This window comes from Fibrobacter sp. UWR4 (genome assembly GCF_003149045.1).
GTDB lineage: Bacteria > Fibrobacterota > Fibrobacteria > Fibrobacterales > Fibrobacteraceae > Fibrobacter.
This window is the reverse complement of the sequence record NZ_QGDU01000025.1, coordinates 1-17,474: the sequence shown is the minus strand read 5'-3', so window position 1 is coordinate 17,474 and position 17,474 is coordinate 1. Positions and strand designations below refer to the sequence as shown.

The 17,474-nt window shown below is 50.4% G+C and carries 13 protein-coding genes; 9 read left to right on the top strand and 4 right to left on the bottom strand.

The genetic code is table 11. The features are described 5' to 3' along the window. The first annotated feature begins 64 nt into the window (after positions 1-64). Positions 65-1,417 carry a glutamate synthase subunit beta gene (locus BGX12_RS10890; protein WP_109736085.1) on the top strand — a complete coding sequence of 451 codons (1,353 nt, stop codon included), beginning with the start codon at positions 65-67 and terminating at the stop codon, positions 1,415-1,417. Positions 1,418-1,493: 76 nt separating this feature from the next. On the opposite strand, the gene BGX12_RS10885 is transcribed toward BGX12_RS10890, so the two are convergent. Then, on the bottom strand, positions 1,494-2,657 hold the full coding sequence (locus BGX12_RS10885) for an FISUMP domain-containing protein (protein WP_109736084.1): 1,164 nt from the start codon (positions 2,655-2,657) through the stop codon (positions 1,494-1,496). 103 nt (positions 2,658-2,760) lie between these two features. Beyond that, positions 2,761-3,522 (bottom strand): SDR family oxidoreductase, encoded by a 762-nt coding sequence (locus tag BGX12_RS10880; RefSeq protein WP_109736083.1) that lies wholly within the window; start codon positions 3,520-3,522, stop codon positions 2,761-2,763. A gap of 267 nt (positions 3,523-3,789) precedes the next feature. On the opposite strand from BGX12_RS10880, the gene dapF reads away from it, so the two are divergent. The 4 genes from dapF to BGX12_RS10860 all read left to right on the top strand — a co-directional run bounded on the left by dapF (position 3,790) and on the right by BGX12_RS10860 (position 9,679). Beyond that, positions 3,790-4,647: a diaminopimelate epimerase gene (gene dapF, locus BGX12_RS10875; RefSeq protein WP_233246370.1), complete on the top strand. Its 858-nt coding sequence runs from the start codon at positions 3,790-3,792 to the stop codon at positions 4,645-4,647. Positions 4,648-4,858: 211 nt separating this feature from the next. Beyond that, positions 4,859-6,067 (top strand): LL-diaminopimelate aminotransferase, encoded by a 1,209-nt coding sequence (locus BGX12_RS10870; RefSeq protein ID WP_109736082.1) that lies wholly within the window; start codon positions 4,859-4,861, stop codon positions 6,065-6,067. 71 nt (positions 6,068-6,138) lie between these two features. Continuing rightward, positions 6,139-7,656: a sigma-54-dependent Fis family transcriptional regulator gene (locus BGX12_RS10865; RefSeq protein WP_109736081.1), complete on the top strand. Its 1,518-nt coding sequence runs from the start codon at positions 6,139-6,141 to the stop codon at positions 7,654-7,656. A gap of 82 nt (positions 7,657-7,738) precedes the next feature. After that, entirely contained in the window at positions 7,739-9,679 is a 1,941-nt protein-coding gene (locus BGX12_RS10860) for an NAD(+) synthase (RefSeq protein ID WP_109736080.1), read from the top strand. A gap of 88 nt (positions 9,680-9,767) precedes the next feature. Here the strand turns inward: BGX12_RS10860 and BGX12_RS10855 are convergent, their stop codons facing one another. Then, positions 9,768-12,308, bottom strand: a complete 2,541-nt coding sequence (locus BGX12_RS10855) for a DNA gyrase/topoisomerase IV subunit A (protein ID WP_109736079.1) — start codon at positions 12,306-12,308, stop codon at positions 9,768-9,770. Positions 12,309-12,506: 198 nt separating this feature from the next. Here BGX12_RS10855 and BGX12_RS10850 point away from each other — a divergent pair, with 198 nt between their 5' ends. The 3 genes from BGX12_RS10850 to BGX12_RS10840 are packed head-to-tail and all read left to right on the top strand — an operon-like array spanning position 12,507 to position 14,744. Beyond that, positions 12,507-12,941: a hypothetical protein gene (locus BGX12_RS10850; RefSeq protein ID WP_109736078.1), complete on the top strand. Its 435-nt coding sequence runs from the start codon at positions 12,507-12,509 to the stop codon at positions 12,939-12,941. A gap of 14 nt (positions 12,942-12,955) precedes the next feature. Continuing rightward, complete coding sequence (locus BGX12_RS10845; protein ID WP_233246369.1) at positions 12,956-14,014, top strand: NAD-dependent epimerase/dehydratase family protein; 1,059 nt, start codon at positions 12,956-12,958, stop codon at positions 14,012-14,014. After that, positions 14,007-14,744: a glycosyltransferase family 2 protein gene (locus BGX12_RS10840; RefSeq protein ID WP_109736077.1), complete on the top strand. Its 738-nt coding sequence runs from the start codon at positions 14,007-14,009 to the stop codon at positions 14,742-14,744. The genes BGX12_RS10845 and BGX12_RS10840 overlap by 8 nt, the downstream gene beginning before the upstream one ends. Positions 14,745-14,814: 70 nt before the next feature. On the opposite strand, the gene BGX12_RS10835 is transcribed toward BGX12_RS10840, so the two are convergent. Then, on the bottom strand, positions 14,815-16,140 hold the full coding sequence (locus BGX12_RS10835; RefSeq protein WP_109736076.1) for a GTP-binding protein: 1,326 nt from the start codon (positions 16,138-16,140) through the stop codon (positions 14,815-14,817). A 35-nt stretch (positions 16,141-16,175) separates the two neighbouring features. Between BGX12_RS10835 and BGX12_RS10830 the strand changes: the two genes are divergently transcribed. Then, entirely contained in the window at positions 16,176-17,351 is a 1,176-nt protein-coding gene (locus BGX12_RS10830) for a mechanosensitive ion channel family protein (RefSeq protein WP_109736075.1), read from the top strand. The last annotated feature ends 123 nt before the right edge of the window (positions 17,352-17,474 follow it).

Sequence of the window (17,474 nt, the reverse complement as noted above, 5' to 3'; positions counted from 1 at the left end):
GAAACCTGATTTTAGGGTTTCGCTGTTGTCGCTTCTTTTTAACGCACTTTAAAAGGATCATATTATGGCTTTAGTACAAAGAATTCAGGACGTGTACCGCCCCGTAGAAGAACGCGTTAAGGACTTGAAAGAAGTAGAACGCCTCTTCACAGAAGAAGAAATCAAGGCTCAGGCCGGACGCTGCGCTGATTGCGGCATTCCGTTCTGCCATGGAGCAGGCTGCCCTCTGGGTAACCTCATTCCCGAATTTAATACCGCTGTTGCCGCTGGCGATCTCCGTAAGGGTTATGATATCATCAGCAAGACCGCATTTTTCCCGGAATTTACCGGACGTGTTTGCCCCGCCCTCTGCGAAGCAAGCTGCACCCGCCAGCTGAACGATGACGCCGTCATGGTTCGCCAGGTGGAAAAGTACATGATTGAAACCGCCTTCAAGGAAGGCTGGGTGGAGCTGCCCGCCGCCGCTCCCAACGGCAAGACCGTTGCTGTCATCGGTTCCGGTCCTGCGGGCCTCTTTGCTGCCGAAAGCCTCCGCCGTAAGGGTTACGCTGTAACTGTCTACGAAAAGAAGCCCAAGGTTGGCGGCCTCCTCCGTTACGGTATTCCTAACTGGAAGTTGGAAAAGGAAGTCATTGACCGTCGCGTGGCTCTGATGGAAGCTGCGGGCATTAAGTTTGTGTGTAATTGCGAAATCGGCAAGGACATTTCTGCGGAATACATCCGCAAGAATTACGACTACCTGTTCCTGGCCATCGGTACTCCCAACGCTCGTGACTTGAACATCCCGGGCCGCGATGCCGAAGGTATCTATCTGGCTCTGGACTTTTTGCACGGTTCCGACCCGCAAAATCCCGACAAGTACAATGCCAAGGGCAAGAAGGTCTTGATCATCGGCGGTGGCGATACTGGTAACGACTGCGTGGGTAAATCCCTCCGTGAAGGCTGCAAGAGCGTGCTTCAGGTGGAATTCATGCCCAAGCCTCCTGAAGGCCGTTCCCCGTCTACTCCGTGGCCGGACTGGCCCTACATGCTGCGCACCAGCTATGCCCATCACGAAGGTGGCGAACGCCGCTGGAATGTGTCTTCCAAGCAGTTCATTGTGAAGGATGGCAAGGTGGCTGGCGTGGAAGCCGTGAAGGTGGAATGGGAAATGAGCCCGCTGGGCAAGCCTCTGAAGCCGAATGAAGTTCCCAATTCTACAGAAATCATCGAAGCGGATTTGGTGGTTCTGGCTATGGGCTTTACCGGCGTTCCTGCTGACGGCATTGTGAAGGACCTGGGTCTCGAACTGACCCCGCGTACCGCCATCGTTCAGGATCCTTCCCGCAATATCTATGCGGTAGGTGACTGCGCTAACGGCGCCTCCCTGGTGGTTCGTGCCATGGCCGACGCAAAGGCAAAGACAGCAAAACTTTAATAAAGAGTTCCTTGTGTAACAACACGGGCCGCTGGCGAAAAATCGCTGGCGGCCTTCTTTGTTGAATTAAGTCAACTTAATTCTTGATGCAGCGGACGGATGCCGACATCATTTTTGAATATCCGTTGCTTTCGTTTGGAACTTGATAGGCGTGGTTATTTGATAAGATGTAGCCAGTGAACGTTTGGTAACTGAAATGAGAATCCGTACTTTCGCTGACGGTGATGAAATAGGTAATGTTGGATTCGTTAATGAATAAGCCGTTGTTTACTGCAGCCGCCCAATGGAGCGGGGATCTGCTCCTGACTCCCGCGGGGAGTACGTTGAATCCGGTAAGGTTCATGCCAGGCTGTGCCGCAGACTTGTAATCTGCGGTGCTTTTATTTTCCCAGAGACTGTCGGATTTCATCTGGACATCGTAAGGTACGTCTGGATTTTGCTCCATAACGTAGTTGTAAAGGGTCTTCCATTCGCTGATGTCTGGAATGTGCCATCCAACGGGACATAAGCCGCGGTGAAGATTCTGGATAAGGTCTGTTCCCTCTGCTTTAGTCGTGTCGTACTTTTCAGGAATGTTCATGGCGGTGGTCCAGCTATAAAGCCTTCCGTAAGTATTGCAGTCGCCTTCCGTGGTCGTATGGTCTACGCCGCCACCGCACCAGCTTGAATCCGCCCTGAAATTGAGGTTTTGCGCCATCCAGGTTTGTTCGCCGATGGTCACGGTCTTGTAGACTTGCTTGTCGCGGGAATCGACAAAGTAGGGGTACAGTTTCCCGTTTTCGCAAAGGTACGTTCCCTTGTCGTATTCCTCGTTTCCGCAGAGATCTTTGACGTTTCCGTCTTTGCAAGCCTGTACGCGAGCATCGTAAGGACGCCCGTCGCAGAGTGCTTCAAAAAGTTGATGGATGTCCTCACCGCAAGTGAGGGTGATGGAGCCGTCGTCGTTGTTAGAAATGGTGCAATTGTCGACTTCCTTGATAACCGTGTCACGGACGATAATGGTATCCTTGACTTTTACGGTATCCTTGACTTTTACGGTGTCCTTGAAATACTCGGGAACCTTTATGGTGTCGTGAATGCTTAATGAATCAATGATGCGGATGGTGTCCTGGACGTAGACCGTATCTTCTTTTGCGGTGTCGTTTTGGATGTTCGATGAATTTGCGCTGGTTGAATCATCGCAGGCGAAAAAGAGTGTACATGCGATAAGTATTAGCAAATAAAGATTCAAAAACTTCATGGTACAAAAATATGAATATCCCACCTAGTTGCTGGGCGGTACTCTTGAAAATCTTGTAGTTTACCGAAAAGGTCTAGCATTTGGATGCCTGACCTTTTTGATTTTACTTTTTTCCGATTTTTTTCTTTTGTTGACTGCCTGCAATCTTTGCTACAAGATGGCGGGGGAAGATTTTGCTTACGATTCCCGCTGCCTTCATCATGACGCCAGGGACAATAATCGTCTGTTTCTTGAACATTTGCTTTAGGGCATAGCTGGCGCAGAATTTTGCGGAAATTCCCGGCAGGGAAAATTGCACGTTTGCAACGTGATTGAATTCTGTATTGACCGGCCCTGGGCATAAGACGCTGGCGGAAACGCAAGATCGTGCTTCTTCCAGTTCAATTGCTATGGCCTGGGTGAGGCTAACCACATAAGCCTTGGTGGCGTAGTAGGTGGCCATGTAGGGACCCGCGGGCATAAGTCCTGCGCTGGACCCCACGTTAAGAAGGTGGCCTCCTTTCTTGGAAAGAACTTTTACTGCAAGCTTGGAAAGCAGGTGCAGGGCCACTATGTTCACGTTAATCATACGCAGTTCTTTTTCCAGGTCTGTTTCCGGGAAAAATCCGCAATCTCCAAAACCGGCGTTGTTGATGAAAACGCCAATATCGAAATTGTCCAGGAATTGTCCTAGACGATCGCATTCGGTTTGCTGTGAAAGGTCTGCTGTGAAAATTTCAGCAGGCGTGCCTAATTCGGAGGCCAGTGCGCGCAATCGATCCTCACGGCGAGCTACAAGAATAAGACCATAACCGCGGGCAGATAAATTTTTTGCGAATTCGGCGCCGATACCCGAGCTGGCGCCTGTAATCACTGCGTATCTCATGGCGGGTAAGTATAGAAAATAATAGAGTGTTTGTATGTAAAAGCCCGTAATGAGCGGAAAAGGGGGAGATTTTATTCCTATTTCTTTTGCTTTACATAAAATGTAAAGCAAAATTATAGTATTTACACAAATTGTAATATCTTTCAAATCTTGAAATCCGCATATTTTCGGGAATCGTTAAAATTTAACGAAATTCGCTGCTTTTACTAAAAATGTAAAAGTGGCACGTTTTTTGCGTATCTATGGCGAAAATAAGGATTACAATTTATGTCTCTGAAATTCTCTAAATGGACTGGTCTGGGCAACGACTTTGTTCTCGTTGAGCCGGGTGAATCTTTTGACATGACTTTGGGCAAGGACCTGGAGCAGCGTGTCATTGAACTTTGCGACCGTCGCTTCGGTATTGGTGCCGATGGCGTGGTGGTGGTGACTCCCCTGAAGAGTTCCGAAGAATACGTGGTGGCCGAAAAGGACATTCGCGCAACTAGCGACGGCAAGGGTAACGGCATCGATTTCGAGATGCGCATCTTTAACGCCGATGGTTCCGAAGCTGCCATGTGCGGTAACGCCACCCGTTGCGTTGCGAAGTTTATTGTGTCTCGTGGCCTCGGCAACGGGACTTCTTTTGTTTTGCACACCAAGAGCGGCCTGATCAAGCCCACCATTCTGGACGATGGCCGTGTGTGTGTGGATATGGGTGCTCCTCGCGACTTCCTGGGCACCATCAAGCTGACTGCAAATACTTTTGACTTTACCGGCGAAACGGTTTCCATGGGCAATCCCCACACGGTGATTTTCGTGGACGACATCGACAAGGTGGAACTGGAAAACTGGGGTCCCGTTCTGGAACACGACAAGCAGTTCCCGGACCGCTGTAACATTGAATTCGCCCAGGTGATGGAACCGGGCAAGATCCGTATGCGCGTGTGGGAACGGGGCTGTGGCATTACCATGGCTTGCGGTACCGGCAGTTGCGCCACTTTGGTGGCGGCCCAGCGTACAAACCGCGTAGGCCTTGAATCCGACGTGATTCTGGATGGCGGAACCCTCCACATCAAGCACGAAGAAGGCGGCCCCGTCCTCATGACCGGTCCCGCGAAGGAATGCTTTAGAGGTAATGTATAATGGATAATTGATAATGGATAATTGATGATTAGAATAATCGCGGCTTCTCCACAAAGTGGATAACTGCCACTAATAAACATAGTTTAAAGTGTCGTATAGCCGCCTAGCTAAATAATCGTCAATCATCAATCCTCAATTGAATCCGTCGCTTCACTTGAAAAATTTAAACAAAAAAACTCGGGCCTCGAGCCTCGAACCTGGAACCTAAATTATGAACGAATCTATCATTAACCCATTTTACGATCGTCTTCCTGGCAGCTACCTTTTCTCTACCATCGCCAAGAAGATCAAGGAATATCAGGGCACCCACGCCAATGCCGACATTATCCGTCTGGGTATCGGCGATGTGACCACTCCCATTATCCCTGCCGCTATTGAAGCTATGCACAAGGCTGTTGACGAAATGGCCTGCAAGGACACCTTCCGCGGTTACGGTCCGGAACAGGGTTACGACTTCTTGCGCGAAGCCATCATCCGCGGCGAATATACTCCCCGCGGTGTTGAAATGGATCCGGACGATGTGTTCGTCAGTGACGGTTCCAAGTGCGACGTGGCCAACATTCAGGAACTTTTTGCCGCCGACGTAAAGATTGCCATTCCCGACCCGGTTTATCCTGTTTACCTGGATTCCAACGTGATGGCAGGCCGTACCGGCTTTATGCAGGATGATGGCCATTTCTCTGAAGTCACCTACCTGGCTTCTACCGCCGAAAACAATTTCCAGCCGGACCTTCCCAAGAACCCGGTGCAGCTGATTTACCTGTGCAGCCCCAACAACCCGACGGGCACCGTGCTTAGCCGCGAAACCCTCCAGAAGTTCGTGGACTACGCCAACGAAACTGGCGCTGTGATCCTCTTCGATGGTGCTTACAACTGCTACATCCAGGATGAATCCCTGCCTCACTCCATTTACGAAATTCCGGGCGCCCGCACTTGCGCTATCGAGTTCCGCAGCTTCAGTAAGACTGCTGGCTTTACCGGCGTCCGTTGCGCTTACACCATCGTTCCTCACGAACTGGGCAAGCTCCGCGCCATGTGGAATCGCCGTCAGTGCACCAAGTTTAACGGCGTGAACTACGTGGTTCAGCGCGCCGCCGAATCCATCTACACTCCCGTAGGCTGGGAACAGACTAAGGCTGTGATCAAGGGCTACATGGACACCGCCGCCATGATCCGCACCGAACTCACCGCCGCCGGCTATACCGTATTTGGTGGCGAACACGCTCCCTACATCTGGTGGAAGTTGCCCGAAGGCGAAAAGTCCTTCGACTTCTTCGACCGCTTGCTCGTTACCTGCGAAGTGGTGGGTACCCCGGGCTCGGGCTTCGGTCCCTGCGGCGAAGGTTACTTCCGCTTGACCGCCTTCGGCGACCACGAACAGACCAAGGTGGCCCTGAAGCGTATTAAGGAAAAACTTTAAAAATAAGTTGACTTAGAAAAAAATTTGTTTTACATTTTATGTAAAATTAGATTCCGAACCAAGAGACTCCTATGAAACAACCAATCGGCCCAGAAATCGCTGTGATCCAAAAGATCAGTGCTGCTATCATCCACGAACGTAACGTGGAAAAGCTACTGTCCAACGTTCTGTCCATTCTGGATTCGGAACTGGGGATGCTTCGCGGCACCTTTACGCTGCGTTTTGGGGATACCCTGAAGATTGAATCCTCCCACGGGTTGGATGATGCCGAAAAGCAGCTGGGCCAGTATCATATTGGTGAAGGTATTACGGGCCATGTGGCGGAAACTCGCCGCAGCCATGTGATTCCTGACCTGCGCAAGGATTCCCGCTTTTTGAACCGCACTGGCTCCCGCAATTACGATAGCCAGGTGGCCTTCATTTGCGTACCTCTGATTCATGACGAAGATTTGATCGGTACCCTTTCTGTGGACCGCCCGGTGGACGGCGCTACGGATTTGGACCGCGACGTGGCTCTTCTGGAAATTATCGCCAACATCACTGGTGACGCTGCCAACGAATGCATCGAAATGCACGCTGAGCAAGACGCCCTCCGCGAAGAGAACCGCAAGCTGCGCGACATGCTCAGCAACAATCCTTCTGATCTGGTGGGCAACTGCCGCGAAATGCAGATTGTCTACGAGCAGGTCCGTCAGGTGGCTCCCTCCGATGCTACGGTTTTGATCCGTGGTGGTAGCGGTACCGGTAAGGAAATGATCGCCCGTGCCATCGTGAACATGTCCGGCCGTAAGGATAAGCCTTTCATTACCTTGAACTGCGCCGCCCTTCCCGAAAACCTTGTGGAAAGTGAACTCTTCGGTCATGAAAAGGGCGCCTTCACTGGCGCTGTGAACCGCAGAATCGGTCGTGCAGAAGCTGCAAATGGCGGTACTTTGTTCCTGGACGAAATTGGCGATTTGACCATGCAGACCCAGGTGAAGCTCCTCCGCTTCCTGCAGGAAAAGACTTTCAGCCGCGTGGGCAGTAACGAAGAACTTCATTCCGATGTGCGCTTCCTTGCTGCAACCAGCCGCAATCTCGAAGAATTGATGGAAAAGAAACTGTTCCGCGAAGACTTGTTCTACCGCTTGAACATTTTCCCGATTTCTATGCCGGACCTGGCAAAGCGCCAGAGCGACATTATTTTGCTGGCAGAACATTTCATCGAAAAGATGAACTTGCGCTACAACAAGAAGGTTGCTCGTTTGTCTACAACCGCCATCAACTTGCTCATGAGTTATCATTGGCCGGGTAACGTCCGTGAACTTGAAAATTGCATGGAACGTGCCGTGCTGACAGCCGCCGACGATTGCATCCACAGCTACAACCTGCCGCCTTCGCTACAGACTAGCCTTAGCACCGGCTCCATTATTTCCTCCGAAATGAAAAATGCCCCGCTGGATGTGATGATGAATAACTACGAACGTGAACTCATCACCGAAGCCATCAAGCGCAACAACGGTAACATTTCCGCTGCAGGCCGCGAGCTGGGTGTCAGCCCCCGCATGATGAACTACCGCATGAACAAGCTGGGCTTGAACAACAAGTAGTTGAGTTAAAACCGCGCCGAATTTGGACGTTTATTTGAGTTAAAAAAGGTCTCCTGCAGGGGACCTTTTTTATATTTAAATCATGTTCGGATTTTATCGATTTGCTTCTGTTTGCCCCAACCTGAAGGTTGCGGATACTGCCTTTAATACCGCTGAAATTATTCGTTGCGGTAAACTTGCTCAAGATGAAGGCGCTGCCGTTACGGTTTTCCCGGAGCTTTGCATTACGGGTTATTCTTGTAGCGATTTGTTCCATCAGGAACTGTTGCTGAAGAACGCCTATATGAGTCTACAGAAAATTGCGGAAGCATTCGCCGATACCGATATGATCGTGGCGGTGGGTTTGCCCTTGCGCATGTTTGGCCGCCTCTATAACTGTGCTGCCTTTGTGCAACGTGGAAACCTGATTGCGGTCACTCCGAAAATTCATTTGCCGAACCAGCGCGAATTTTATGAGAAGCGTCACTTCAATAGTGGTCGCGATCTGCTGAATTCCGCTGACCGCATCACTTGGGATTTCCCTGGCTTTGGCGATGTACCTGTGACCAACTTCATCCGTAGCGGTTCCGAAATTTGCTTTGGCGTTGAACTTTGTGAAGACTTGTGGACTCCCGTGCCGCCTAGTGGTGAGCTGGCCCTGGCTGGGGCCAATGTGATTCTGAATCTTTCCGCCAGCGATGCTCTAGTAGGGAAGGGCGATTACCGCCGCAACCTGGTCATGAACCAGTCCGCCCGCTGTATGGCTGCTTACGTCTACTCTTCTGCCGGTGTGCAGGAATCTACTACCGATATGGTATTCAGCGGCCATCTGATGATTGCTGAAAATGGTTCCATGCTTGCGGAACGTAAGGACTACAGTCGTGATTCCGAAATCATTTATGCCGATGTAGATGTCCAGCGCCTGAATATGCAGCGCCTGAGCGAAGGTTCTTTCCAGGACTTTGATGCAACGCCATATTTTGCTACTGCAGCGGAATTCGGCCCCTTGCCGGATGTGAAGGAACTGAATCGCTTTATCTGCTCTACGCCCTTTGTTCCGGGGAATATTGACGCTCGCGATGCAAACTGCAGAGAAATCTTTAACATCCAGTGTGCTGGCCTTGCCAAGCGCATGGAGGCGTCCCATTCCAAGCGTGCTGTGGTGGGATTGAGCGGTGGCCTTGATTCTACCTTGGCTCTGCTTGTGATTGCGGAAACCTTCAAGTTGATGAACCGCCCCGCTTCCGAAATACTAGTGCTCACCATGCCTGGTTTTGGAACCACCAACCGCACCAAGAACAATGCGGTAGAAATGGCAAACCTGCTGGGTGTGGAACTTCGTACCGTAAGCATCAAGGATGCCTGCATGCAGCATTTCAGCGACATTGGTCATGATCCCGAAGTTCTGAACGTGACTTATGAAAACGTCCAGGCCCGTGAACGCACCCAGATTCTGATGGATGTGGCCAACAAGGAAGGCGGTATCGTGGTAGGTACCGGCGACCTTTCTGAAATCGCCTTGGGCTGGAGCACTTATAATGCCGATCACATGTCCATGTATGCGGTGAACTGCGATATCCCGAAAACATTGGTGCGTCATGTGGTTGCCTGGTATGCAGACCGTGCCCGCAGTTTTATTGCAGATGAAAAGACTGCAGACGAACTATCCTTTGTTCTTCGTGATATTCTGGATACTCCGGTTTCTCCGGAACTGCTTCCTGCCGATGCAAATGGCCAGATTGCCCAGAAGACGGAATCCATCCTTGGCGCCTACGAAATCCATGATTTCTATCTGTACCATTTTGCGAAGTACGGTGCAGAGCCAGCCAAGCTTTTGTACCTGGCGAAGCACGCTTTTGCCGGCTCCTATCCCGACGAAGAACTGGAACGCTGCCTCAAGCTTTTTGTTCGCCGTTTCTTTACCCAGCAGTTCAAACGCAGCTGCATTCCCGACGGTCCCAAGGTAGGAACCATTAGTCTATCGCCCCGTGCCGACTGGAGAATGCCTTCGGACGCAAGCTTCACAGATTGGCTTGAAAATTAGTGCTAGGTCAAAACCAGTTGATGCTATCGAAAAAAGACTCTGGAAAAAATCCAGAGTCTTTTTGTATTCTAACGAGCGATTTCCGCTGTTAGAACAAACTTGGTTCATCGTCGCTAGCGGCATTGTCTTCGGAGCCGTCGTCAAACGGATCTGCCGGAGAAATGCGGCTGACGCGCTTGACCTTCTTGGCGGTGAACTTGCTGCCAAGAGCCTTATAGCCCTTGACTTCAGCTACTTCCGTAAGGTCCAGTTCTTCCTTCTGGACTTCGCGACCTACCTGGTATTCCATTAGTTCCTTGGCGTCGTTAGTGGCAAAGAACTCAATCATCTTGGAATCCTTGTGGTCGGAAATCAGGCTGAACTCCGTAGTCATGGGGCAGCCGTCCAGATTGAATCGCTTGACCATGTAGTTGAAGTTTCCGCCTTCAAAGTACAGGATGGAGAAAACCTGTTCAGGATTGTACTTATGAATGTACTTGATGCCTGTTCCAACGAGAATCGGGTCTGCCATATCGTGAACGCGGGCGGTACCGTTTTCCTTCACGATAAGGACCTTGTCCTTTTCTCCAAATTCACCGATGCGGTCACCCTTCTTCTGGGTGCTGATGACTCCGCTAGGTGCGTCGAAGTATAGTACACGGGCGCCAAGGGTACTTACACCCTTACGGAGACGCTTGATGGACTTTACGGGATACTTGGTCACGATGTTGCCCATTGCGCCACGGCCCTTCACTTCGATGGTGCTGAAATCCACTTCGAAGTTCAGCTTGGTGCGGGGACGGGGCTTCAGGGTAACTTCCACCACTTCGGCTTCGCCATTCATGTTGCTGGACATGTACAGGATCTTGCTACCCGGCTTGCCCTTGCCCATGAAGTAGTCCTTGTCGCGGGTGACGCCACCCACGTTAAAGCGCTTGATGTAGTAGGCTCCATCCTTGCCGTCCAGATGAATCACGTTGTAAATGTGGCGGTCGTCGTCCTTCTTGAACTTTTCCACCAGGATGACGTCCTTACCTACGAAGTCCTTGTCGCTTACCTTCACAACCTTGAAGCTACCGTCGGCCTTGAATACGATCAGATCGTCGTATTCGGACACGTCGAAGAGGTATTCTTCCTTCTTCATGCCGGTGCCAAGGAAACCTTCCTTGCGGTTGACGTAAAGCTTTTGATTGGCGATTGCCACGTGAACCGCTTCCACCTTACCGAATTCAGCGATCTGGCTCTTGCGTTCCTTGCCTTCGCCATACTTCTTCAGGAGATTCTTGAAGTGGTCGATGGTGTAGTCGGTAATGTGTTCCTGGTTGTAGGTGTTCTGCTGGATCTTTTCGTCCAGTTCTGCCAAAAGTTCGTCTGCCTTCTTACGGTCGAAACGGCTGATGCGGCGGATAGGAATTTCCGCCAACTTCAAAATTTCTTCTTCGGTAACTTCACGACGGAGCATTTTCTTGACATAAGGAGCAAGACCGTCGTTAATGAGCTGAACCATTTCTTCGCGGCTCTTGGCGTTTTCGATGACCTGGTAGACCTTCTTTTCGATGAAGATCTTTTCCAGACTGGTCATGTGCCACTTGTCGTCCAGATGCTTACGTTCGTTTTCCAGTTCCCATTTCAATAACTGGACCGTGTGATCCGTATTCATCTTCAGAATTTCGGATACGCCCAGGAACTTGGGGTGCTTGTCCACAATAACGCAAGTGCAGGGAGAAAGGCTCTTTTCGCAGTCGGTAAAGGCGTAAAGGGCGTTCATGGCCACCTGGGGATCGGTACCCGGCTGCAGGTGGATCAGGATTTCAACTTCCTTACTGGTGTTGTCGTCCACATGCTTGATCTTGATCTTGCCCTTTTCGTTTGCCTTCACGATGCTTTCGATGAGGCTAACGGTGGTGGTGCCATAAGGAATTTCCTTAATGGCCAAAGTCTTGTTGTCCACTTTCTCGATCTTTGCACGGACCTTGACCTTGCCGCCACGCTGACCGTCGTTGTAGTCGGACACGTCGATAATGCCGCCGGTAAAGAAGTCCGGGTAGAGAACCACCTTCTTGCCGCGGAGGTAGTCGATACTTGCCTGGCAAAGTTCGCGGAAGTTGTGGGGGAGAATGTAGGTGGAAAGACCCACGGCGATACCGTCTACACCCTGAGCCAAAAGCAGGGGGAACTTGACGGGGAGAGTCACCGGTTCTTCGCTACGACCATCGTAGCTGGGAATCCATTCCGTAGTTTCGGGATTGAACACCACGTCCACTGCGAACGGGGTCAGGCGGCCTTCGATATAACGGGGTGCTGCTGCACGGTCGCCGGTATAGGGGTTACCCCAGTTACCCTGGGTATCAATCAGCAAACCTTTCTGGCCGAGACCCACCAGGGCATCGCCAATGGATGCGTCACCGTGGGGGTGGTATGCCATGGTTCGACCCACGATGGTTGCCACCTTCTGGTAGCGTCCGTCGTGATTTTCAAAAAGGGAGTGCAGGATGCGGCGCTGAACCGGCTTGAGGCCGTCTTCGTAATACGGAACGGCGCGGTCCAGAATCACATAGCTGGCGTAGTCCAAAAACCATCCGTTATAAAGCTTTTCAAGATGGTTTACGTTTGATAGTCCTAGGGTAGAATCTTGTCTTTCTTCGCTCATAAATCTTAGGTCTTAAAAATTACAAGGACAATTTAGTTTTTTACGTACGGCCCGTAATGTAGAAAAATAAAATGGCACAAACTGTCAAAGTGGTGCTCAAATGGGTAAAACTTTGTTAAACGTCTACTTTGGAATGATTTGACGCAGGCGTTTTCCGCTGGTTTTTTATATATTACGGCAAAAATAAGGAGTTTTTCCATGAAGTTTGTACGTTCTCTGATGGCGGTTTCTGCAGTTGCTGCCGCCTCCATGCTGGTTGCCTGTGGCGATGATGGCTCTACTTCCTCTTCTGGCGCAGATACCAACTGTTCCGTAAAGGATGGCGTTGTGGTGGTTTCTCCTGCAGCTGGTGATACCTATAAGGTCGGTGACACGATTACAGTCGTGTTCGGTACTGATCTTGACGCAGGTGGTTTCGATATTGAATACCGCGTCAATGCGAATACCAAGGGTAGGAGCCTGGTAAACGGCTCCGTGGGTCCCGAAAAGCCCGATGGCGAGACCTGCTACGAGGAGAAGGTTGTCCTGAGTGAAGAATCTGTTGAACCTTCCAAGGAAGCCTTAATCCGAGTGATTCCTTACACCAATCCGGCTAAGGGTGCAAACTCCGCTACATTTACCGTGACGGAATAATCGCTGCAAGCGCCTTGAAACCAATCCTAAAATTTGACGATCCAGCAATCACCGTAGCTGTTGTAGGCTGCGGTGGTTTTATTGGTTGTCATCTTCTTCAGGCAATGCTGGAAAGGACCAATTGGCGGGTTTTCGGCGTGGACCTGGAATCCTACCGAATCCAGCAGCATCTTTCAAATCCTCGATTTGAATTCCTGTGCGCGGATCTTGCCAATCCTTCGGTGATTCAGCGAGTGGCCGCCTATCCTGTGGTGATCAATCTGGCGGCAATCTGCACGCCTAGCCGCTACATGGACGAAGCTGCGGAAGTCATCCGTAGCAACTATGACCATCCTGCCCGTCTGGCGGATGCCTGCCGGAAAAGCGGTTCCTGGCTGCTCCATTTCTCTACTTCCGAAATTTACGGGAAGACATCTGCCGATTCCAACCTCCTGAAGGAAGATTCTTCGGACCTGACCTTTGGCGCAGTAACGGCATCCCGCTGGAGTTATGCTACGGCAAAGCTCTTGACGGAACGTTATATTGCTGGCCTTGAAGGACTTTGCTGGACGGTGGTGAGACCCTTTAACTTTGTGGGTCCCTACATGGACTATATGCCTGGCGTCGATGGGGAAGGAATCCCTCGGGTGCTGGCGAATTTTTCCAGCGCCCTTGTGCGAGGGGAGCCCCTTGCCCTTGTAAACGGCGGTGCTGCAAAACGCAGTTTTACTTCCGTACACGATGCGGTAGAATTCCTGTTCGCCCTCTTTACGGCGTCTCCCGAAAATTGCGTGGGGCAGGCTTTTAATGTGGGTAATCCCGATAATGAGTTGTCCATTGCGGAACTGGCCCAGAAGATGCGTGGCATTTACGCAGGTATTCGCGGAGTAGACGTTTCCAGTATTCCAGAACCGCAGGAAATTTCCGGAGAGGAATATTATGGTGCTGGCTATGAAGATTCCATGCGTCGCCTTCCGGATGTGAGTAAGGCGGAACGCCTTGTTGGCTTCCGCGCCAGGACTCCTCTTGACGTTGTCCTGAGGGAATCCCTGGAATGGTTCGTGAACCATTATTCCCTGGAATGCAATGGCTGATACCTTCATTTTTGTTCCTGCCTATAACGTAGAGAAGACTCTGGGAGACGTCCTTGCAGCTATTCCTGAAAGTGTGTGGGCCCGTTCCGAGGTTCAAGTCATTGACGATGGCTCTACGGATAATACCCGTGGGGCGTATGAAGCTTTTGTGAAGGCTCATCCCAACCGCCCGCTGTTTTATTTCCGCTTTGATAAGAATAGCGGGTACGGTGCCGTAGTTAAAAAAGGCCTGCGGTTAGGAACTGCTGGATCTTACAGGTATGTGGCGTGCCTTCATGGGGATGGTCAATATCCTGCAAATCTGCTGGATAAATTCCTGGAACATCTTGAAAATGCTAGTGCTCCTACGGGAGAAAAATTTGCTCTGCTGCAAGGCTCCCGACATGCGACCCGAGGAAGTGCCAAGGCGGGGAACATGCCTCTCCATAAACGCATTGGGGGCGCATTCCTGACGGCGCTGGAAAACCTGGTTTTTAAGACTCCTCTTACGGATCGACATAGCGGATTTATTCTTTACCGCACCAGCTTTCTGAAAACTATTGAACTGGAGCGCTTAAGCCCCAGTTTTGATATTGACTTAGAGTTGATTGTTCTTGCGGATGCCCGAAAGTTTGCTTTGGGGGAACTTCCCATTCCTACGGTTTACGCAGACGAAGTTTCCAATCTGAATGTAATTACCTACGGACTTCGTTGCCTGCGTCTTGTATGGCGCAGGTTCTGGATGAAATAAAAAATGCCGGATGTTCATCCGGCACTTTTCATCTTTGAAGGTCATGCCGACGTAGGTCGGCATTGGCTTTTTACTTGTCCAGGCAATCGTCCAGGACGGCGATAATCTTCTTCTTTTCCATGTGCTGGCCGATGAACACCAGGCGGATAATGCGGTCGCCGTATTCGTCGTCCCAAACCTTCTTCAGGTCGGGATTCTGGGAAAGAATCATCTGCTGGGTAGCCTTGTCCTCGGCGGCGAACCAGCGGCCGAAATTCTGTGCGGTAGCCTGCTTGCCAGCCTGTTCGAACAGGAAACTGTCATCCCGTTCGTCGCTAAACCACAAAAGCCCCTTGGTACGGATAATGCTGTTGGGGTAGTCGTTCAGGAAGGCTTCGAACTTCTTGCGGTTAAAGGGACGGCGACGTTCGTACACGAAGGTAGAAATGCCGTATTCGTCACCATGGGGATGATCCTTGTCGTGATGATGACCGCAGTGGCAGACACCGTGTTCGTGGTCGCAGTGGCTGTGGTCTTCATCGTCGTGATCATGATGGTGATGGCAAACGCCGTGTTCATGATCGCAATCGCTATGGTCTTCGTCATCATGGTCGTGGTCATGATGGTGGTGATGATCGTGTTCGTCTTCGTCTTCGTCTTCGTCATCATCATGGTCGTCATCGATCTTGTTCAGTTCGATTGCCCATGCGGCTCCTTCTGCTACCTTGTCGAAATCAAACTGCTTGGTGTCCAGGATTTCATTCATTTCCACCTTACCGAAGTTGGTTTCGATCATCTTTGCTGTGGGCTGCAGAGCCTTCACCACGGCCTTCACCTTTTCAAGGTCGTTCTTGGAGAGGCAATCCACCTTGTTCATGATGATGGTGTTGCAGAATTCGATCTGCTGGATCAGGAGGTTTGCGATGTCTTCTTCTTCCAGGTCCTTCTGGAGGAGCTTTTCGCCACCGCCGAATTCATCTGCGAGACGGAGTACGTCCACAACAGCGACGATGTTATCCAAATGGCAGGGGAGAGGTTCTCCCTTGGTGCTTTTCAGCTGGGCGCCAGCCATGCAGATGGTCTGCGCAATAGGTACGGGTTCGCAGATGCCGCTGGCTTCAATCAAAATGTAGTCGAACTTGCCGGTTTCAAGAATTTCGGCAATCTGTTCCAGCATGTCCTGCTTCAAAGAACAGCAGATACAACCGTTGGAAAGGGGGACGACGGTGCCGTCGTCTGCCTTGGTGATGTTTCCGCCCTTTTCAATGAGGGTCTGGTCAATGTTCACTTCGCCAATGTCATTGACAATCACTGCGACGTGATAACCTTCCTGGTTGTTAAGAACATAATTCAGGAGGGTGGTTTTTCCGGCTCCTAAGTAACCGGTGAGCACTGTAATAGGTACTGACTTCTTCATGGCCGCAAATCTAGCAATTTTTTTATTTTTAGGCTATGGATGTTAAATTTGCGGTTTTACTCATAGCCACCTTTGTGGCCCTGGCATTCTGCTTTTTTGTGGTAAATCCCATTGCGAAGCGCATTGCCGAAAAGACCCCCAACAAGTTTGATGACTTGCTGGTAGAAAAGAAGTTCTTTTCCAGAGTTTTGCAGCTTGTTCCTGCAGGAATCTTTAGTGCGGGTCTTCCGGAAGTTTTGGATCAGGCATCCTGGATTTATGATTTGTGCATCCGCGTTTCCAATGTATGGTTTGCCCTCGTAGGTTTTGCGGTAGGCTGTTCCATCTTTGATGTGGTGGAATCACTGAACGATAATAACAAGCGGACAATGAATAAACCCTTGCATGGAATCTTCCAGGCCATTAAGCTTGCGATTTTCTGCGTGTGTGCCATCGTGATTGTTTCCCAGGTTTCCGGAAAAAGTCCTGTATTTATTCTTTCCGCCTTAGGTGCCGCGGCAACGGTCCTCATGTTGATTTTCCGCGATTCCATTTTGGGCGTGGTTTCCGGAATTCAGATTAACCTGTCTGACCTGTTGCGTAAGGGGGACTGGATTGAAATTGATCGCCACCATGCCGATGGTACAGTCATCGACATTACTCTTACCTCTGTGAAAATCCGTAACTGGGACAAGACCATTTCGGTAATCCCTGCTTATGACCTCATTACCAACAGTTTCAAGAACTGGCGTGGCATGGAGGAATCCGGTGGTCGCCGCATAAAGCGTTCTCTCTTCATTGATCAGCAGAGCATCCGCTTCTTGACAGAAGAAGAAATTGAACGCCTTTCCAAGATTGAAATCTTGAAACCCTACATGGATGAAAAACGAGTAGAGCTGGCTTCGGAATTTACCGCTAAGTATGGGGCGGGTGCCGTGCCTACGGAGCTGGACATGGTGAACAGCCGTCACATGACCAACATTGGAACTTTCCGTGCTTATTGCACCGCCTATTTGCGCTCTTTAAAAAATGTGGCGCAGGACATGACCTTGATGACACGCCAGCTGGCGCCAACTCCTGAAGGCTTGCCTCTTGAAATTTATGCATTCGCTAATGTTACCCAGTGGGTGGCCTATGAAACAATCCAGGCGGATATCTTTGACCACCTGATTGCAGTGCTTCCGGAATTTGGACTTAGTTTGTTCCAATACGCAGGGTATTTGAGAAAGTAATTTGTAGATTTACTCGTAGAATTTTTTTGGCGAATTTAAGTCGCCAAGTAAATTTGTTTAACTTGCCTAGAAATATACTCTAATGGGGTGAGAAATCCAAGTCGTTTTCTCGGCCGATTGTTC